15 protein-coding genes, 2 rRNA genes and 1 pseudogene are annotated in these 19,468 nt (G+C 73.1%); 17 read left to right on the top strand and 1 reads right to left on the bottom strand.

Going from position 1 to position 19,468, the window contains the following annotated elements; translation table 11 throughout:
* The 15 genes from ACOJUF_RS04475 to ACOJUF_RS04405 form a co-directional block, all read left to right on the top strand.
* Positions 1-139 (top strand): 23S ribosomal RNA (locus ACOJUF_RS04475); the annotation flags it as partial.
* Between the two features lie 145 nt (positions 140-284).
* A 5S ribosomal RNA gene (gene rrf, locus ACOJUF_RS04470) occupies positions 285-401 on the top strand.
* Positions 402-2,416: 2,015 nt separating this feature from the next.
* The gene (locus ACOJUF_RS04465) at positions 2,417-3,337 is read left to right on the top strand and encodes a tetratricopeptide repeat protein (RefSeq protein ID WP_420120663.1); all 921 of its coding nucleotides are present in this window, start codon (positions 2,417-2,419) and stop codon (positions 3,335-3,337) included.
* Positions 3,338-3,425: 88 nt separating this feature from the next.
* Complete coding sequence (locus ACOJUF_RS04460; RefSeq protein ID WP_420120662.1) at positions 3,426-4,508, top strand: HAD-IIA family hydrolase; 1,083 nt, start codon at positions 3,426-3,428, stop codon at positions 4,506-4,508.
* 85 nt (positions 4,509-4,593) lie between these two features.
* Positions 4,594-4,842, top strand: coding sequence for a hypothetical protein (locus ACOJUF_RS04455; RefSeq protein ID WP_420120661.1), 249 nt, complete (start codon positions 4,594-4,596; stop codon positions 4,840-4,842).
* Positions 4,835-5,632, top strand: coding sequence for a TlyA family RNA methyltransferase (locus ACOJUF_RS04450; RefSeq protein ID WP_420120660.1), 798 nt, complete (start codon positions 4,835-4,837; stop codon positions 5,630-5,632). Before ACOJUF_RS04455 ends, ACOJUF_RS04450 begins: the two co-directional genes overlap by 8 nt.
* A complete protein-coding gene (locus ACOJUF_RS04445) occupies positions 5,629-6,531 on the top strand; it encodes an NAD kinase (RefSeq protein WP_420120659.1) in 903 nt (300 codons plus the stop codon). The genes ACOJUF_RS04450 and ACOJUF_RS04445 overlap by 4 nt, the downstream gene beginning before the upstream one ends.
* Before the next feature lie 64 nt (positions 6,532-6,595).
* Complete coding sequence (recN, locus tag ACOJUF_RS04440) at positions 6,596-8,374, top strand: DNA repair protein RecN (protein ID WP_420120658.1); 1,779 nt, start codon at positions 6,596-6,598, stop codon at positions 8,372-8,374.
* A gap of 283 nt (positions 8,375-8,657) precedes the next feature.
* Entirely contained in the window at positions 8,658-9,833 is a 1,176-nt protein-coding gene (gene steA / locus ACOJUF_RS04435) for a putative cytokinetic ring protein SteA (protein WP_420120657.1), read from the top strand.
* On the top strand, positions 9,830-10,768 hold the full coding sequence (locus ACOJUF_RS04430; RefSeq protein ID WP_420120656.1) for a copper transporter: 939 nt from the start codon (positions 9,830-9,832) through the stop codon (positions 10,766-10,768). The genes steA and ACOJUF_RS04430 overlap by 4 nt, the downstream gene beginning before the upstream one ends.
* A gap of 428 nt (positions 10,769-11,196) precedes the next feature.
* Positions 11,197-12,960 (top strand): CTP synthase, encoded by a 1,764-nt coding sequence (locus ACOJUF_RS04425; protein ID WP_420120655.1) that lies wholly within the window; start codon positions 11,197-11,199, stop codon positions 12,958-12,960.
* On the top strand, positions 12,957-13,640 hold the full coding sequence (locus ACOJUF_RS04420) for an NUDIX domain-containing protein (protein WP_420120654.1): 684 nt from the start codon (positions 12,957-12,959) through the stop codon (positions 13,638-13,640). The genes ACOJUF_RS04425 and ACOJUF_RS04420 overlap by 4 nt, the downstream gene beginning before the upstream one ends.
* Before the next feature lie 163 nt (positions 13,641-13,803).
* Positions 13,804-14,814: a site-specific tyrosine recombinase XerD gene (gene xerD / locus ACOJUF_RS04415; protein ID WP_420120664.1), complete on the top strand. Its 1,011-nt coding sequence runs from the start codon at positions 13,804-13,806 to the stop codon at positions 14,812-14,814.
* A gap of 101 nt (positions 14,815-14,915) precedes the next feature.
* On the top strand, positions 14,916-15,611 hold the full coding sequence (locus ACOJUF_RS04410; RefSeq protein ID WP_420120653.1) for a hemerythrin domain-containing protein: 696 nt from the start codon (positions 14,916-14,918) through the stop codon (positions 15,609-15,611).
* Between the two features lie 219 nt (positions 15,612-15,830).
* Positions 15,831-16,130: a DUF1540 domain-containing protein gene (locus ACOJUF_RS04405; protein WP_420120652.1), complete on the top strand. Its 300-nt coding sequence runs from the start codon at positions 15,831-15,833 to the stop codon at positions 16,128-16,130.
* An 82-nt stretch (positions 16,131-16,212) separates the two neighbouring features.
* Here the strand turns inward: ACOJUF_RS04405 and ACOJUF_RS04400 are convergent, their stop codons facing one another.
* Positions 16,213-17,391 carry an AI-2E family transporter gene (locus ACOJUF_RS04400; protein ID WP_420120651.1) on the bottom strand — a complete coding sequence of 393 codons (1,179 nt, stop codon included), beginning with the start codon at positions 17,389-17,391 and terminating at the stop codon, positions 16,213-16,215.
* A 249-nt stretch (positions 17,392-17,640) separates the two neighbouring features.
* On the opposite strand from ACOJUF_RS04400, the gene ACOJUF_RS04395 reads away from it, so the two are divergent.
* Positions 17,641-19,062 carry a hypothetical protein gene (locus ACOJUF_RS04395; protein WP_420120650.1) on the top strand — a complete coding sequence of 474 codons (1,422 nt, stop codon included), beginning with the start codon at positions 17,641-17,643 and terminating at the stop codon, positions 19,060-19,062.
* A gap of 96 nt (positions 19,063-19,158) precedes the next feature.
* Positions 19,159-19,468, top strand: a pseudogene (locus tag ACOJUF_RS04390) (hypothetical protein); the annotation flags it as partial.

Here is a 19,468-nt window from a genome sequence, read left to right as displayed (position 1 = left end):
GGGAAGCCTGTTCCTAGATGAGGGCTCCCACCCTTTGTGGGGTAAGGCCCCCGGTTAGACCACCGGGTTGATAGGCCAGAAGTGGAAGCATCGTGAGGTGTGGAGCTGACTGGTACTAATAGGCCGAGGACTTACCACAACCAAGAACTCTTGTTCGCGTCCACTGTGCAGATCTGAACCAACAAATCCGCTTGCGGGTGTGGTGGTCGGTCTCCTTGAAGGGGCTCTTTGTGAGTCCCCGGGAGGGGTCGATCGCCGTCCGCAGGAGTGATGGTTCATAGAGTTTCGGCGGTTATAGCGTGAGGGAAACGCCCGGTCCCATTCCGAACCCGGAAGCTAAGCCTCTCTGCGCCGATGGTACTGCACCCGCCGGGGTGTGGGAGAGTAGGACACCGCCGGACATACTTTCCAGAAGGGGAGGTATCTTGCGAATTACGCAAGATACCTCCCCTTCTGCGTTTTCCGGATCGTGTGATCCGTCGTCCGGGCCGAATCCGGCTCCGTTTATCTCCGATGTTGTCGAGGGTTTGATCATGGCTGCTTCGTTCCGTGTCGCGACGTCGTCGGCGGTCGGCCGATGACCGACAACGATTCCGCCCCCGACCGCCCGGACCGGTCCCGGCCGCCGCGTGACGATCGCGGACAGGATCGGCGCGGGGCGCGCGACGATCGCCCCCACGGTGGCCGCGACCGGGAGGACCGCCCCTACGGGCGCCGGCCGGCGTCCCGGGAACCGCGTCCGACGACGGGGCGATGGAGCAACCAGAGCCGGGACGATCGGGGTGACGGCCGTGGGCAGGGCTCCGGACGTCCGTACGGAGACCGGGGTTCCCGGTACCCGGATCGAGGCGAACGTCCCGGATACCGGGACGACCGCGAACGTGGCCACCGAGCCGACCGCGACGACCGCGACGACCGTCCCGGATATCGGAGCGACCGGCCCGACCGCGGGCGGCCGCCGGCGCAGGGTCCCCGTCGTCCTTCCGACGATCGCGGAACGCAGGGCGACCGCCCGTCGGGCGGGCGCCGCTTCGACGACGATCGCCCCCGCCGTTCCTCCTCCGGGGAAGGTGCCCGGGATGACCGCGATCGCGGATCGCGCAGTGGACCGGACCGCCGGCCGTACGACGCCCGCGACAACCGGGGTGACCGCTCGTCCGGCGGGCGGTCGTTCGACGGCCGCCCCCAGGACCGCGGACCGCGGGACGACCGCGATCGGCGTCCGGCGCAGTGGCGCGGAGCGGACGAGCGGGGACCGCGCGACGACCGGCCCCGACGCGACGGTGATGTCGATCGGCGCCCGCCTTCCGACCGGGGTCCCCGGAATTCGTGGGACCGTGGGCGTGACGACGCGCGTCGCCCGTATCAGGACCGCTCGGGCCGGCCGGATCGGCGGCCCGACGACAGCCGGACCCGTGACGACCGTCCCCGGGACCACCGTCCCTGGAGTGATCGCGGACGCGGCGACCGGCCCAGGAACGACCGGCCCACGGGTGAGCGTCGGTGGCAGGACCGGCCCCGAGACGATCGACCCGGCGACGACCGGCCCCGTGATGATCGGCCCAGGGACGAGCGTCCCCGATCCGATCGCCGGGAGGATCGGCCCAGGAACGACCGGCCCACCGGCCAGCGTCGGTGGGAGGACCGGCCCCGAGATGATCGACCCAGGGACGACCGTCCGCGTTCCGACCGGCCCGATCACGACCGGCGCTGGGACGATCAGCGTGGTTCCCGTCCGGATCGCCGCCCGGGCGATCGGGGTCCGCAGGCCGACCGGTCGGACCGCCCGCAGCACCAGTCCGGCGGCCCGGCCGGTCGCTATCCGTATCGTGGGGACGTTCGGGACGCGCGGGCGCGCCGGCGCCAGTGGGACGACTCCCGCCCGCCTCGGGATCGGGACGATCATCGATCCGGCAACCGTGACCATCGATCCGAGCGCCCGACCCACCGGCCGCCCGCGGACCGGACGGACGAGGAGCGCCGGAACGCGGAGCGCCCGGGTACGAACTTCGGTGGCAACCTCGGCGCCGGCCTGTTCGCGTCCGACACCCCGCCGGCCGCCCCGCCGGCGACGACGTCGTCCGCTGCGCCGGCTCCGGTCGATCGGGAGCGGCCCGGGCGGGAGGGTCAGGACCGGCGGACGGGCCCGGCCCGCCGCCCCGACCGCGACCGGCCTTCGTCCGGGGGCCACGACCGCCGCGGACCTCGGTCGGATCGGTCCGTCCGGACCGAGCGTCCCGAACGGTCCGACGCGCCCCGCGTCGCGGACGCCGGCTCCCGGCGCCGCGCCGAGGACATCGGTGAGACCTGGCCGGAGCTGCCGGACTGGGCCACCCCCGAGGCGCTCGACCCCGACGCCCGGCGCGATCTGCGGGGGCTGAGCAAGGAGAACGCCACCTGGGTCGCGGCCCACCTGGTGGCGGCCGGCACCCTGGCCGACGACGATCCGGACACGGCCTGGTGGCACGCCCGGGCTGCCCGGGCCCGCGGCGGGCGTATCGCCGTCGTCCGGGAGACGGTCGGTCTCGTCGCCTACCGGGCCGGCGAATGGGCCGAGGCGATCGGGGAGCTGCGGGCCGCCCGCCGGATGGGCGGTGGACCCGGTCATCTCGCCGTCCTCGCCGACTGCGAGCGCGCCCTCGGGCACCCGGAGAAGGCGATCGAGCTGTCCCGGTCGGAGCAGGCGACCGAGCTGGACGCCGACGCCCGCGTCGAGCTGGCCACCGTCGTCGCCGGCGCCCGGGCCGACCTGGGCCAGACCGAGGCCGGGCTGGCCCATCTGGAGCAGTTCGACCCGCAGGAGCGGGCGCGGAACCCGCGCCTGGGGTACGCGTACGCCGACCTGCTGGACCGGGCCGGCCGGCCGGCCGAGGCGCTGACCTGGTTCATCCGGGCCGCCAACGCCGACACGGACGAGGACACCGACGCCCTCGAGCGGGTCGAGGCGTTGGCCGCCGTCGTCGGCTCGGCGACCGAGGAGGCCGCCGACCCGGCGACCGGGGAGGCCGGCCCGGATTCGGAGACCGTGGCGGTGACCGACGCCGACCCCGGGGCGGACTCCGGTGAGGTCACCGACGCGACGGTGGCCGGCCTCGCGGCCGGAACCGGTGCGGCGGCCGGACCCGAGGCTGTCCAGGTCGGACCCGCTCCGGCCGGCGCGGAGCCGACCTCCGACGATGGACCGAAGCCGACCCCCGCCATCGGACCGGAGCCGACCTCCGACAATGGACCGGACGGCGGACCCGGCGACGGGACCGGCACCGGCGACTCGGACCCCGGCCCCGCCGGGGCGGCGAGCGAGATCCCGCAGGTGCTGTTCTCCGACGACGGCAAGTAGCAGGACCGGTTCAGACCGGTTCAGGACCGGAACAGCACGGCCAAGACACCCACGAGCGGTCGTCCGACGACCGGCACGAAGGAGTTCGATGACCACCCTGGCGCAGGCGCACGACGCGTTGCTGCTCGACCTGGACGGCACGGTGTACCTGGGCGGGCAGCCCATCGACCACGTCGCGCCGGCGCTGGCCCGGGCCGCCGTGCTCGGCGCCCGGTCCGTCTTCGTCACCAACAACGCGTCGCGGCCGCCGGCCGAGGTTGCCGCCGCCCTGACGTCGATGGGGGTCGCCGCCGAGCCGGACGACGTCCTGACCTCGCCGCAGGCCGCCGCGGCGATGCTGGCCGACCGGCATCCGGCCGGGGCCAAGGTCCTGGTGATCGGGGCGCCGTGGCTCGAGGAGTCCGTCCGGCAGGTCGGTCTCGAGCCGGTCCGCCTCGCCGAGGAGAACCCGGTCGCCGTCGTCCAGGGCCATTCGCCCGACACCGGCTGGCGGAACCTGGCCGAGGGCTGCATCGCCCTGCGCGCCGGGGCCGACTGGGTGGCCTGCAACAACGACACCACGCTGCCGACGGACCGCGGCATGCTTCCCGGCAACGGCTCGATGGTCGCCGCCCTGGTCGCCGCGACCGGCCTGCACCCGCGGGTCGCCGGCAAGCCGGAGCGTCCGCTGCTGGACGCCGCGGTCCGCCAGGTCGGCAGCAGCCGTCCCCTGGTCGTCGGCGACCGGCTGGACACCGACATCGCCTGCGCGGTCGGCGCCGGCACCCCCAGCCTGATGGTGCTCACCGGGGTCTCGACCGCGACCGATCTGCTGGCCGCCGCTCCCGACCACCGGCCCACGTTCGTCGCCTTCGACATGCGCGGACTGGTGGAGGAGGACCGGGCGGTGCGCATCCCCGGCCCGTCGGCCGCCCGGTCCACCCGTGAGTGGTCGGTGACCAGCGATTCCTCCAGCCTGGTCCTGACCGCCCAGGAACCCGCCGGGACCGGAACGGTCTCCGACGCGGCCGCGCTGCGGGCCCTTGCCCTGCTCACCGCCGCGGCCTGGGGCTCGGGGCTCACGGCGGTCCGGCCGCACGACGACGTCGCCGCGGCCGCGCTGACGCGGTGCGGGATCCCCGTGCGGCCCACCCACTCCGGGCAACGCCTGATCTCCGAGTCGATGGACTGAACCGGACCCTGCACGACGTAGGTTGGTCCGGACGGACCGGTCGATCGGACCGGTCGGATCGATACCCGACGGGGAGGACACGACGGTGGAGCACGCCCAGCCGACGGCGCGACCCGAGGCACCGGTCGACGACCTGCTCGAACGGGCCGAGGTCGACCTGATCGAGCTCGACCGGTCGACCACCCACGACCAGGTGGCCGGCTACGGCCGGATCCACGACGCGCTCGTCCAGGCCCTCGCGCGGACCTCCGACGCGACCGCCCCGGGGGCCGGCCGCCCCTCGCCCGGTCGCCCCGTCCCCGGCCGCCCGGTTCCCGGACGGCCGGGTGCGTAGGAGCCGGCTGGACGCCGAACTGGTCCGGCGCGGTCACGCCCGGTCCCGGACCGAGGCGGCCGAGCTGATCGCGGCCGGTCGGGTCCTGGTCGCCGGTCAGGTTGCGAGCAAGCCCGCCACGGCCGTCGACCCCGGTGCGGCTTTGCTCGTCCGGGACCTCGACGACGACCCCCGCTGGGCCTCCCGCGGGGCCCACAAGCTGATCGGTGCGCTCGACGCCTTCGCCGTGCCGGTCGAGGGTCGCCGCTGCCTGGACGCCGGCGCATCGACCGGTGGGTTCACCGACGTGCTGCTCCGGCGCGGGGCCCGCGAGGTCGTCGCGGTCGACGTCGGGTACGGGCAGCTCGTCTGGGCGCTGCAGAGCGACGAGCGGGTGCACGTGCACGATCGCACCAACGTCCGCTTCCTCACCGCGGACGACATCGGGGGCCCGGTCGACCTGGTCGTGGCCGACCTGTCCTTCATCTCGCTGACCCTGGTCCTGCCCGCCCTGGTTGCCTGCGCGCGTCCGGACGCCGATCTGCTGCCCATGGTCAAACCGCAGTTCGAGGTGGGCCGGGAGCGGCTGGGGTCCGGCGGCGTGGTCCGGGAGAAGTCGTTGCGGGCGGAGGCGGTGGCGACCGTGGCCCGGGCGGCTGGTCTACTGGGATGGGGCATGGCCGGCGTGGTCGCCTCACCCCTGCCCGGACCCAGCGGCAACGTGGAGTTCTTCGTGCACCTGCGACGCGACGCGACGGTCGACGAACCGCGCGGGCTGATCGACGCCGCCGTCGAGGCGGGGCCGGAATGACGGCAGGGACGCACCGGCGGATGATGCTCGTCGCCCACACCGGCCGATCCGACGTCGACATCACCGCCCGCAAGGTGGCCGCCACCCTCGCCGCCGCGGGCATCGATCTGCTGGCTTCCGAGGGTGAACGTCGGGAGCTGGGACTCAACCCGTTCGAACCGGCCGACGAGGGCCCGGACGCGACCGAGCCGTCCATCGAGATGGTGGTGGCCATCGGTGGCGACGGCACGTTGCTGTGCGCCGCCGAACAGGCCCGGCCGCTGTCCGCGCCGATCCTGGGGATCAACCTGGGCCGCGTCGGCTTCCTCACCGAGGTCGACCTGGACGACCTGGACGAGGCGCTGCAGGCCGTCGTCGATCAGCGGTACCGCGTCTCGTCCCGGATGACGGTGCAGGTCCGGGTCGAGCACGACGGCCGGTTCATCACGGGCGGCTGGGCCCTCAACGAGATCAGCGTGGAGAAGGGCAGCCGGGAGCGCATCCTGGACGTCGTCGTGGAGGTCGACGGGCACGGCGTCTCCGCCTACGGCTGCGACGGCGTGCTCTGCGCGACCCCGACCGGCTCGACCGCCTACACCTTCTCCGCCGGCGGTCCCGTGCTGTGGCCGGGGGTCGACGCGTTGCTCATCGCGCCGTCCAACGCCCACGCGCTGTTCGCCCGCTCACTGGTCGTCTCGCCGGAATCGACGGTCACCGTGCACATCGACCCGGACGGACCGACCGCGATCCTGGTCTGCGACGGGCGGCGGGCGCACGAGATCCCGCCGGGCTCGCGGGTGCACGTCTGCAAGGGGGAGCGGCCCGTGATGCTGGTCCGGCTGACCGAGCAGCCCTTCACCGATCGGCTGGTCCGCAAGTTCAAGTTGCCCGTCCACGGTTGGCGTGACCAGCGACATTAAGTTTTGATCAAGAAGATCCGAGCCCGCCTTCCGCACAGACGTTCGAACGCCTATCGTCGAACATATGTTGCAAGAGCTGCGGATCCTGGACCTCGGGGTGATCGACGAGGCCGTCATCGAGCCGCACCCCGGGCTCACCGTGGTCACGGGTGAGACCGGCGCCGGCAAGACGATGGTGGTCACCGCGCTCGGCCTCATCTGCGGCGGGCGCGGCCAGGCCGGCAAGGTGCGGGCGGGCCGGCAGCGGGCCGCCGTGGAGATCCGGTGCGCGACCGGCGACGGTGCGCCCGGCGACGCCGGGCCGGCCACCGGCCTGGCCGCGTTGGTCGAGGCGGCCGGTGGGCGGTTCGACGAGGACGGCACGCTGATCGCCGCGCGCACGCTGGGCTCCGACGGCCGGTCCCGGGCCCATGTCGGCGGCCGGCGTGTGCCGCTGGCGGTGTTGACCGAGCTGGCCGAACCGCTGATCGCGGTGCCCGGCCAGTCCGAGGCCATCTCGTTGCTGCGGCCGGGGCCGCAGCGGGCCGTGCTCGACCGGTTCGCCGGGCTGACCGGCGACGTCGCCGCCTACCGGGAGGTGCGTTCGCGGTGGCAGCAGCTGGCCGGCGACCTCGCCGACGCCCGCCGCCGGGCCCGGGAGCGGGCCCAGCGCGAGCACCTGCTGCGGTTGGGGTTGGCCGAGATCGAGGCCGTCGACCCCCAGCCGGGCGAGGACCGCGACCTGGTCGATGAGGTGCGGCGGCTGCAGAACCTCGACGGGTTGCGAGCCGCGGCGGCCGGTGCGCAGCAGGCGCTCACCGGGGCCGACGAGGTGGGTCCGGCGGCGTCGGCGACGGCGCTGCTGCACGAGGCGCAGCACCTGCTCGACGGCGCCGACGATCCTCGGCTGGCCGAGCTGTCCGGTCAGGTCCGGCAGTCGGCGGTGGTGCTGGCCGACGTGGCCTCGGAACTGACCGGTTACCTCACCGCGCTGGACGACGATCCGGGCCGGCTGACCCACCTGCTGGAGCGCCAGGCCGCGCTCCGGGCGCTCACCCGGCGGTACGGGGAGGACCTGGACGCCGTCCGCGAATGGGCCCGGTCCGCCGCGCACGAGCTGACCGAGCTGGACTGTTCCGAGGACCGGCTGGCCCAGCGCCAGCGTGAGGTCGACCGGTTGCGCGTCGAGGTCGGAGACCTGGCCGGGGCGCTGTCCCGGGCCCGGGCCGATGCCGCCGACCGGTTGGGCGATCTGGTGACCGCCGAGTTGGCGTCGCTGGCGATGGCCCGGGCGACCGTCCGGGTCCGGGTCACCCGGCGCGCCGCCGACCGGGACGACACCCATGCGGTGCCGATGGACCTGGGCTGGGGCCTGGCCGGGCCGGACGGGGTCGACCAGGTCGAGATCGTGATGGTCGCCCACCCGGGCGCCCCGGAACTGCCGATCGCCAAGGGGGCCTCGGGTGGCGAGCTGTCCCGGGTCATGCTCGCCCTCGAGGTCGTGCTGGCCGACGCCGATCCGGTCTCGACCATGGTGTTCGACGAGGTCGACGCCGGGGTCGGCGGGCGCGCCGCGACCGAGATCGGGGCCCGGCTGGCCGCGCTCGCCCGGACCCACCAGGTCATCGTGGTCACCCACCTCGCCCAGGTGGCCGCGCACGCCGATCGCCACTACATCGTCGACGCCGACTCCTCGGGCCGCATCGGCACGTCGAACGTGCGGCTGGTCGCCGGCCGCGACCGGGAGCGCGAGCTCGCCCGGATGCTCGGCGGCACCAACGGCACGACCGCCCGGGCCCATGCCCGCGAGCTGCTGGCCGCGGCCCGCCGTCCGGAGGTGAGCACGCTGCGGCGGGCCGGCTGAGTCCGCTCCGCCGGATGCACCGACGGCACCGTCGGGCGTCCGGCGAGAGGGCCCGTGACGTCCCGCCGGCGGCGAACGTCCGGGGCGGACCGTGCTCCGCCCCCGGGTGACCGAACTCGGGCCGGCGGGTCGGCCGGCTGATGATCCGGCTGGTGGTCCGGCCGGGACGCGGGGTCAACGCTCCTGCCTCCAGGCGCCCCGGCGGCCGATTTGTGGTAAGTCCGGCCGCGACACGGCGGGTCGGCTACCGCCCGATCACCCGCTCGGCTGACACGATCGGAGCATGAAACTCCTGTCACGTCAGTCACGCGCGTTGCCGGGCGTCACCGGCGTGGCGCGGGTCTCCCGCCGCAGCGCCGCCCTGCTCGACCGCGTGGGGCACAAGGACATCGTGGTGATCGACCAGGTCGACCTCGACCGGGCCACCGCCGATGCGTTGGTCAAGGCCGGGGTCACCGGGGTGGTCAACGCCTCCGAGTCGATCTCCGGGCGCTTCCCCAACCTCGGCCCGGAGATCCTGGTGGCCTCCGGTGTGCTGCTGGTCGACGGCGTCGGCGACGCCGTGTTCGGCAAGGTCAAGGACGGCGCGAAGATCCGGGTCGACGCCGGCGCGGTGTACGTCGGCGACGAGCTGATCGCCCAGGGCACCGAACAGACGGCCGAGTCGATCGCCGATCTGATGATCGAGGCCAAGACCGGCATGTCCGCCCAGCTCGAGGCGTTCGCCGCGAACGCGATCGAGTACATGAAGCGGGAACGGACGCTGCTGCTGGACGGCGTCGGCATCCCCGAGGTGAGCACGTCGATCGAGGGCCGGCAGGTGCTGCTGGTCGCGGCCTCGGCGGACACGAAGAAGCAGCTCAAGGCACTCAAGAAGTACATCGCCGACTTCCGGCCCGTGCTCGTCGGCGTCGACGGGGGCGCCGACGCGCTGCGGGCCGCCGGGCACACCCCGGCGCTGATCATCGGCAACCCCGAGCACATCGACTCCGAGACCCTGCGGTGCGGCGCCGAGGTGGTCATTCCGGCGCACACCGACGGGCACGCGCCCGGGTTGGAGCGGTTGCAGGACCTCGGCGTCGGGGCCGTCACCTTCCCGGCCACCGGCACCTCGGAGGACCTGGCGCTGCTGCTGGCCGACGGCCGCGGCGCCACCACGATCGTCACGGTCGGACTGCACACCACCCTGGTCGATCTGCTCGACAAGGGCCGCGGGTCCACCGCCGCGTCGACCTTCCTGGTCCGGATGCGCGTCGCCAACAAGGTGGTCGAGTCACCCGTGGTCGCGTCCCTGTACAAGGCGCGCGTCTCCTGGTGGGTGGTGATGCTGCTGGTCCTGGCGGCCGCGGCGGCCATCGTCACCGCGCTCATGGTGGCGGACGTCGGTGGGGTGTACGCGGACCTGATCCGGCAATGGTGGAACCAGTTGGTCGAGTGGGTCAGGGGACTGTTCGCATGATCTCGATGCGCTATCACATCGTCTCGCTCGCGGCGGTGTTCCTCGCGCTGGCCCTTGGCATCGTCCTGGGCGCCACCAAACTGTCGTCGCCGCTGCTGAACGATCTGCGCAGCGACAACGCCGACCTGACCAGCCAGCAGGGCGAGCTGTCGACGACGAACGACCAGTTGACCCAGCGGATCGCCGCGGACGAGAAGTTCGCCGGTTCGGTGGGTGCGCTGACCGTGCGCGGCACCCTGCCCAGCACCAACGTGGTGCTGGTGACCACCGCATCGGCCGACCCCAACGATCGGGACGCCGTCCTGTCGCTGCTCAACCGGGCCGGCGCGACGGTGACCGGGCAGATCCAGCTGACCAACGACTTCAGCGACCCGCTGCGGGCCGACCAGCTCCGGCAGGTCGCCGCCACCACGCTGCCGACCGGCGCCCAACTGCCCGAGGTCCCGCAGGCCGGGGCGGTGGCCGGTGGGCTGCTGTCCTCCGTGCTGCTGGCGCCCGCGGGCGGAGCGCCGGTGGCCAACGCCGAGCAGGGGGCCGCGGTGCTGGCCGCGCTGCAGTCCGCCGGCTTCATCACCGTCACCGGGACGCCGGCCGCCGGGCAGTCGGTGATCGTGCTCACCGGAGCCGAGGCCACCGGGGGGTCCGAGGCCGACAAGGCCGGGGCCGTCGCGTACTTCGCCAATCAGCTGGCGCAGACGGCGTCCGGGGTCGTGGTGGCCGGTCGCACCGGGTCGGAACAGCCGACCGGCACCATCGGCGTCATCCGCGACAACACCGCGCTCGCCGGCACGGTCAGCACCGTCGACAACGTCGACTCCGACACCGGCCGGATCGCGACCGTGCTCGCCCTGGTCGAGCAGAACGGCGGGGGACAGGGCCAGTACGGCTTCGGCGCGAACGCCTCCGCCCAGTCGCCGACCCTGGCGGTCGGCTGACCGTCCCCCTCGGATCCCCGTCGCTCGCGCCCCCGGCGCGGACGGCGGGGATTCGTGCATTCCGGGCCCCGTTTGCCGGGCATCTTGTGCTCGGCCCCGCCCGGCGTGCCCTGCCCGGCCCCGCCCGGCGTGCCTTGCCCGCGCGGATCATCGACGACGGCGCGGACGAACCGACGCCGAATGTGATCCGTGGGACGGAAGTCGACCGGTTGATCCGCGCCGGGCCAGTTGATCCGCGCGGGAGGGGGCGCCCGGGACGGCCGCGCGATCGGCGGGCCAGCGCGTCCCACCGGATCGGGGACGCTCGGCGGCACACCGCGGCCGGGTGTGGATGTTAGGGTGAAATTCCGTGGAAGGGTCCCGGACGGGAGCCCGGCCAGCCGATCGGTGAAGCCGCCGAACCGGCCGCAGCAGACACGGGAGCCGACTTGGCGCACGCGCCGCGAATCACCAAACACATCTTCGTCACCGGTGGCGTCGCGTCGTCCCTGGGCAAGGGTCTGACCGCCTCGAGCCTCGGTCGACTGCTCACTTCTCGCGGCCTGCGGGTCACCATGCAGAAGCTGGACCCGTACATCAACGTCGACCCCGGGACGATGAACCCGTTCCAGCACGGGGAGGTGTTCGTCACCGAGGACGGCGCCGAGACCGACCTGGACATCGGGCACTACGAGCGTTTCCTGGACCGCAACCTGTCGGCCGATGCGAACGTGACCACCGGCAAGGTGTACTCGCGGGTGATCGCCCGGGAACGGCGCGGCGAGTACCTGGGCGACACGGTCCAGGTGATCCCGCACATCACCAACGAGCTCAAGGAGCGCATCCGCGCGATGGCCGAGCCGCACCCCGGCGACGCCGACGATGCGGCCGCGCCGGATGTGGTGATCACCGAGATCGGCGGGACGGTCGGCGATATCGAGTCGCTGCCGTTCCTCGAGGCGGCCCGGCAGGTGCGGCACGACCTCGGCCGGGAGCACGTCTTCTTCCTGCACGTGTCGCTGGTGCCCTACCTGGCGCCGTCCGGCGAGCTGAAGACCAAGCCGACCCAGCACTCCGTGGCCGCGCTGCGCAACATCGGCATCCAGCCCGACGCGTTGATCTGCCGGTCCGACCGGGACATCCCGGAGAACCTCAAGCGCAAGATCTCGCTGATGTGCGACGTCGACGCCGAGGCCGTCATCTCGACCCCGGACGCGCCGTCGATCTACGACATCCCGCGGGTGCTGCACCGCGAGGGTCTGGATGCCTATGTGGTGCGCCGGCTCAACCTGGCGTTCAAGGATGTCGACTGGACCGTGTGGGGTGGCCTGCTCGAGCGGGTGCACCACCCCGCGGAGACGGTGCGGATCGCGGTCGTCGGCAAGTACATCGACCTGCCCGACGCCTACCTGTCGGTCACCGAGGCCCTGCGGGCCGGCGGCTTCGGCAACAACACCCGGGCCGAGATCGTCTGGGTCGCCTCGGACGACTGCATCACCCCGGCCGGCGCCGCGGCCGCGCTATCGGACGTCCAGGGTGTGCTGATCCCGGGCGGGTTCGGCGTGCGCGGCATCGAGGGCAAGATCGGTGCGATCACCTACGCCCGCACCAACCGCATCCCGATCCTAGGCCTGTGCCTGGGCCTGCAGTGCATGGTCATCGAGGCGGCCCGCAACCTGGCCGGCCTGGGCGGCGCGAACTCGGCCGAGTTCGACGCGAACGCCGCCGACCCGGTCATCGCGACGATGGCCGACCAGCACGACGTCGTCGCCGGGGCCAAGGACATGGGCGGCACCATGCGCCTGGGCGCCTACCCGGCCCGGCTCACTCCCGGGTCGCTGGTCGCCGAGATCTACGGCACCACCTCGGTCTCCGAACGGCACCGGCACCGGTACGAGGTCAACAACGCCTACCGGGACAAGCTGGAGGCGGCGGGACTGCACCTGTCCGGCACATCCCCGGACACCTCCCTGGTCGAGTTCGTCGAACTGGACCGGGACCTGCACCCGTTCATGGTGGCCACCCAGGCGCACCCGGAGTTCAAGTCGCGGCCGACGCGGCCGCACCCGCTGTTCGCGGCCTTCGTCCGGGCCGCCCTGGACTACCTGGAGTCCGAGCGGCTCCCGCTGACCGACACCGACACCGACACCGGGTCGGCCGCCCCGGCCCGGTCGAAGCCGGAGTCCGAGTCGGCCGAGCTGGTCGCCGGATGACGTCGGGGCTGCACGATTTCGAGGTCGTCTCCAGCACGCCGGTCTTCGACGGTCGGGTCGTCAAGCTGCGCGTCGACGACGTCCGGATGCCCGGTGGCGGGACGGCCAAGCGGGAGATCGTCGGCCACGGCGGCGCGGTGTCCGTCGCCGCCCTGGACGGCGCCGATCCGGACACCGCCCGGGTGCTCCTGATCGAGCAGTACCGGCCGGCGGTGGGCCGGCGGCTGTGGGAGATGCCGGCCGGCCTGCTCGACGTGCCCGGGGAACCGGCTCAGCCGGCCGCGGCCCGGGAGTTGCTGGAGGAGACCGGGTACGAGGCAGCGACCTGGTCGGTCCTGCTCGACGTGGCGACGTCACCCGGATTCTCCGAGGAGACGGTCCGCATCTACCTGGCCACCGACCTGACCTTCGCGGGCCGGCCGGATGGCGAGGATAACGAGGAGGCCGAGCTCCGCGTGGTCTGGGTGCCGCTGCGGGTCGCGGTGCAGGCCGCGCTGGCCGGGGCGATCGTGAACGTCATGGCGGTCGCGGGCCTGCTCGCCGCCGATGCCGTGCTTCGCGGGACCGTCCGGCAGGTCGATCGTCCGGACGGGCCGGCCGCGGTCGACGCGCCGTGGACGGTCCATCGCGGGCCCGGCTCACCCAGCGCGCCGCCCCTGGAAGGCGCGCGGGAGCTGTGAGCCCGGCCGCGACAACGACGTCGCCCGGCCGGGTCTCCGGGACGCCGAGGACGGTCGGCCGGAGCGCCCCGCGGCGGCGGAAAGTCGGCCGGGCTGAAGGCGGCGGACGGTCCGCAGGCCGGGAAGGCGATCGGTGAGCCCGCCGGGGCCCCGGCCGCAGACTGTGCTCGAGAACCAGCCGGAGCCGTCGGCGGAGTTGACCGCGGCCCTGCGCGGGTACCTGGACCACCTCGCGGTCGAGCGGGGGGTCGCCCGCAACACGCTGCTGTCCTACCGCCGGGACCTGCAGCGATACCTGCAGTTCCTGGCCGGCGCCGGCCGCACCCGCGTCGGCGAGGTCACGGCCACCGACGTGTCGGACTTCCTGGTCTGCCTGCGCACCGGCGCCGACGGCCGCCCGCCGCTGGCGGCGTCGTCGGCCGCCCGGGCCGTGGTGGCGGCCCGCGGGTGGCACCGGTTCCTGCTGCAGGAGGGCACTGCGGACGCCGACCCGTCCCGCGACGTGCGGCCGCCCACCCCGGCCCGTCGCCTGCCCAAGGCGTTGCCGGTCGACGACGTCATCCGGTTGCTGGACGCCGCGGGCTCCGCCGACCCGGACGGGCCGCGGGGGCTGCGCGACCGGGCCCTGCTGGAGGTGCTGTACGCCACCGGCGCCCGGATCAGCGAGGCGGTGGGTCTGGACGTCGACGACATCGACCTGGGCCGCCGCGGTGCGGATCGCCCCGGCGGTGATGCGGACCTCGGGCCGGTGACGTCCGTGGTCCGGCTGCGCGGCAAGGGATCGAAGGAACGGCTCGTCCCGGTCGGCTCCTACGCGCTGCGGGCCCTCGATGCCTACCTGGTCCGCGGCCGGCCCGCGCTGGCCTCCGGATCCGACGCCGCCCGGGCCCGCGGCGCGCTGTTCCTCAACGTCCGCGGCGGGCGGCTGTCCCGGCAGAGCGCCTGGCAGGTGCTGGCCGACGCGGCCCGGCGAGCCGGCCTGCCGGCGGCCGGGGTCTCCCCGCACACCCTGCGGCACTCGTTCGCCACCCACCTGCTGGAGGGCGGCGCGGACGTGCGGACCGTCCAGGAGCTGCTCGGCCACGCCTCGGTGACGACGACCCAGATCTACACGCTGGTGACGGTCGAGGCGTTGCGTGAGGTCTACGCGACCTCGCATCCCCGCGCGCGCTGAGCCGGCCGGTCACGCTCGGTCCGGCACGTCTCCCAGGTATCAATCAGGCGGCTCACAACTCCTTGGGTCATCGCAACGACCGGTAACCATGGAGGCCAGCAGTGACCGTCACCCTGACCCGCACCGACCCCGTCCGGGGCGGGGCGACCCGGCTGGCCTCCGACATGGTCCTGGTGCACAAGGTGTTCCGCCGCGAACTGCGCCTGCTGCCCTCGCTGGTCGCGAAGGTCGCGCCGGCCCAGGTCGAACGCGCCGCGCTGCTGGGCCGGCACTACCGCGAGCTGGCCACCGCGCTGCGGCACCACCACCAGGCCGAGCAGGACCTGCTGTGGCGCCGGTTGAGCGAGCGCACCCACCTGGATCCGGCGCTGGAGGACCGCATGCGGCAGGGCCATCGCCGGCACGTCGAGTTGCTCGGCGAGCTGGACGGGATGCTCGACCTCTGGCTGGCCGCGGCCGACGGGGACGTCCGGGACCTGCTGGTGGACATCCTGGCCGAGCTGGCGGACGACGTCGCCGCGCACCTGGACATGATCGAGAGCCGCGTGCTGCCGGAGGTCGACCGGCACTTCACCCAGCGCGAGTGGCTGGCCCTCGGACTGCGGGCGGCCGGCTGGATCCCGCTGAACCGGATGGCCTGGATGCTCGGCGCGATGCTCGAGGACGCCACCGACGAGGAGCGGCGCGCCCTGATGGCCAAGGTGCCGGCGCCGGCGCGGATGCTCTACCGGATGGTCGGCCAGGAGCAGTACGTCCGCGAGATGCGTGAGCTGCGCCGCTGCTCCGTGCCGGCCTGAGCGCCGGTCCGGCCGGGCCGGTCCATGATCGTTCATGCGTGGTCTGACCTGCGGTCAGGCAGTACTGCCTTCCTAGCGCGGGCGGGCGTGAGGGCATACCGTCGGGCCAGCTTCCGGGGAACGCCGACCGCGGAGGCCGGGGTGTGGCCCATCGTCACCGTCGCCGGTGTCATCGCTGCCCCCCGCTCCTGCCGGCTCGGCCGTCGTCCTGGAGGGAACATGACCGCAGCGCTGGAAATGCCGCCGATCGTGGAATGCACGGTGGCCGGATGCTCCTACAACGACCACTCGAACTGCCACGCCATCGCGATCACGGTCGGCGGCCGCAACGGCGACGCCGAATGCGCCACCTTCATCCCGCTGTCCGCCAAGGGCGGTCTGGCCAAGGTCACCGGCCATGTCGGCGCCTGTCAGCGGGCCGACTGTACGCACAACGAGTCGCTGGAGTGCACGGCCGGCTCGGTCAAGATCGGCCCGGGTGCCGACACCGCGGACTGCCTGACGTTCCAGGCCCGCTGAGCGACCCGCCCACCGACGCACAAAGGCCGCGAACCCGATGGGTTCGCGGCCTTTGCGCGTCCGGTGAGTCCGGCGGGCCGGATCAGGCCGGCTCGACCGCCGGCTTGTCCGGGGTCTTGCGTTTCTTGGGCGCCTTCTCCTTCTTGGTCAGCACCGGTTCGTCGCCCAGGAACAGTTGCAGCCACTTGGCGTTCGGGTCGACGTCGATCATGATCGCCTTGACCAGCAGGCTGGCCGGGATGGCCAGGATCGCGCCGAGCGGGCCCAGCAGGAAGGCCCACAGGATCAGCGACAGGAAGCTCATCGTGGTGGTCAGCCCGACCGCGTCACCGACGAACTTGGGCTGCAGCACCGACTGGATGACGAAGTTGAGCACGCAGTAGACGACGATCACCCAGATCATCAGGCTGGGACCGCCGGTGAGCAGGCCCAGCAGGGCCGGCGGGATCAGGCCGATGATGAAGCCGATGTTGGGGATGTAGTTGGTGACGAACGCCAGCAGCGCCCACAGGCCGGCGGCCGGGATGCCCATGATCACCAGGGCGGCCCCGTCCAGGATCGCCACGATGCCGCCGAAGATGGTGGCCACCGCGAAGTACTTGCGGGTCCCCATGGCGAAGTTGCCCAGGGCGTTGAGCGCGGGCTCGCGGCCGGGGCGGTGCTTGACCATCCGCTCGCTGAACACCGAGCCGTCGACGGCCAGGAAGATCAGCAGCGTGATGATGAAGAACAGCGAGGTGAACACGCCCATCACGCTCGACAGCAGCGAGGCGATGTAGCTCAGGATCGAGCTCTTGTCCAACCCGGACAGGGCACTTTGGATCTGGTCCTGGGTGACGCCCATGCTGGCCAGCCACGACTTGAGCCCGGTCAGGTCGGCCTGCAGCTGATCGGCGTACTGGGGGATCAGCCCGATGAACTGGGCGACGCCGACCGCGGCCGCGATGACCAGGCCGAAGATGATGGCGTAGACGCCGATCACCACGACCAGGGTCGCCAGCCAGCGCGGCGCGCCGCGACGGATCATCATGCCGCGCAGCGGGTCGACGGTGATGGTCAGCACCAGGGCCAGGAAGATCGGCCCGATCAGGTCCGGGACCGAGTGGATCCCGGCGGCGATGACCACCACCGAGGCCAGGCTCAGCGTGATGATCAGGCCGCGGGGCAGCCCGTACGCCGTGACCTTGTGCGGGATGAGGGGGTCCGCCCCGGGGTCCGGCGAGACTGCCGGCGCGGGGTCGTTGTCGGGCGCTGTGGCCATCACGATTCCGTTCTCTTCGAGCACGGCGGCGCGTCATGCCCACGGAGCACCCGCGGTGGAGGCGATGAGCATGGCGAGCGCTGCCGGGACACTACTGACCGTGCCTGATGGCCGGTTTCGCGGACATCATCCCGGACGGATGAAGTGCTCCCGGCTTTCCCGCCGTTGAATGTGATCGGATCTCAATGATTTCGATACGAAGACTCGGGTGAGCGGCGCGGCGGCCCGCCGAGGCGAAGGGGCAACACGATGAACGGCGGAACGGCGTCGGCGACGGTGCGGATGGAGCGGGCGGCCGGCTCGGCCTGGCGTGCCGTCGACCGGGGACCGCAGAAGCGGATCTGGCGGGCGCTGTCGGTGACCCTGCTGGTGCTGGCCTGCATCCTGACCCCGGTCGCGGTGACGGCCAAGTGGGCCAGCACGATGCTCAGCGATCAGGACGCCTACCTGGCCGCGGTGGAGCCCCTGGCGACCGACCCGGCGATCGTGTCGGCGCTGGAGAACCGGGTGTCCAGCGCCATCGACGAGCAGATCACCAACCTGCAGCTGGCCGACAAGATCGGCGACGAGCTGCAGTCGCTCGGGTTGCCGCCCAAGCTGGCGACCCTGGCCACCGGCTACCTGGCGACCTTCCGCACGGACATCACCGACGCGATCCACAACATGGTCAACGAACTGGTGACCAGTCCCAAGTTCGCCGAGCTCTGGGACAAGGCCAACGCCAAGGCGCACGAGACGTTCGTCACCGCGATGCAGGGCGGGTACGACCAGAACCTGGACAAGCTGCACTCGATCAACCTGGACCTGACCCAGGGCGTCGCGGCGGTCAAGTCCAAGCTCGCCTCGGCCGGCGTGTCCTGGGCCAACCAGATCCCCGACATCCCGGTCGTGTTCAACCTGACCGGCCAGGCCGACCTGGCCCAGATCGCCCAGTACTACAACCTGGTCAACACGCTGGGCACCTGGTTGCCGTGGGTCGTCGGGCTGTTGTTGCTGCTGTCCATCCTGATCGCGCCCAGCCGCCTGACCGGGCTGGCCCGCGCCGGCTTCTGGGTGCTCATCTCGCTGCTGGTCCTGGTCATCGGGCTGGCCGTCGGCAAGTCCTGGCTGGTGTCCCAGTCGCCGCTGCAGCCGCAGGTCACCCAGGCGTTCACCCAGCAGCTCCTGGTCGGCATGCGCGACGAGATCCGCGCGTTGGCCCTGGTCGCGGCGGTCGCCGCGGTGGCGGCCTGGCTGTTCGGGCGCTCGCGCAGCGCCCGGGCGCTGCGCCGGCAGACCCGGGAGACCGCCGGCCTGGTCCGGGACGCCCGGTGGTACCTGTGGGTGCGGCTCGCGTCCGGCGTCATCGCCGCCGGGCTGGTCATCTGGCTGCTGTCGATGGACGATCCGCGGCTGCTCACGGCCGTGCTGCTGGTGCTGATCGCCGGGATCTTCGTGGTGATCGCGGCCAGCCCCGGGGCCGGCGGCCCCGAGGACGACCTGCCGGACGACGACGGTTCCCTCGACGGCCCGGCCGGGGGCGCGGCAGCCGGTCAGCCGACCACGCCGCTGCTCGTGGGTGCCGTCCCGCCGGGCTCCGCCGGGTCGGCGAGCGCCGTCGACGACCGGCCGACCGACACTTCTGTCACACCAGTCACACCCGCATCAGAGTCGCCCGAGAAGCCGTCCTGAACCGCCGCCACGCCGGGCGGGTCGCGTAGGTTCGGCCGTCGCGCGCGCCTAGCCTGAAGCGCGGATCGTCGGGATGACGCAAGGGGAGTGGCCGGGATGACTGACGCGGACGACGCGGTGTGGATCGCCGCCGGAGGCACCAGGGTCGAGGGTTCCCTCGCCACGGCCGCCCGGTACGAGACGCCCGTCCTGCCGGGCACCGAGCACGTCGCCCCCGTGGTGCATGCCGTGCCCGACGCGCCCGCCGACGAGCGGCCGGCCGCGGTCGCGCCGGCGGCCGTGCCCGAGGCCGGCGCGGCTGCCCTCGCGGCACCCGCCCCGGTCGTCGACCCGGCGGCGCCCGCGGTCGTGCCGGCGCCGGGCGACCCCGCCCCGGCCGACCCGGCGGCCGCGCGGCGGCCGGTCG

The sequence above is a fragment of the Nakamurella sp. genome (assembly GCF_048594475.1).
GTDB lineage: Bacteria > Actinomycetota > Actinomycetes > Mycobacteriales > Nakamurellaceae > Nakamurella.
This window is presented reverse-complemented; position numbering and strand designations above follow the sequence as displayed.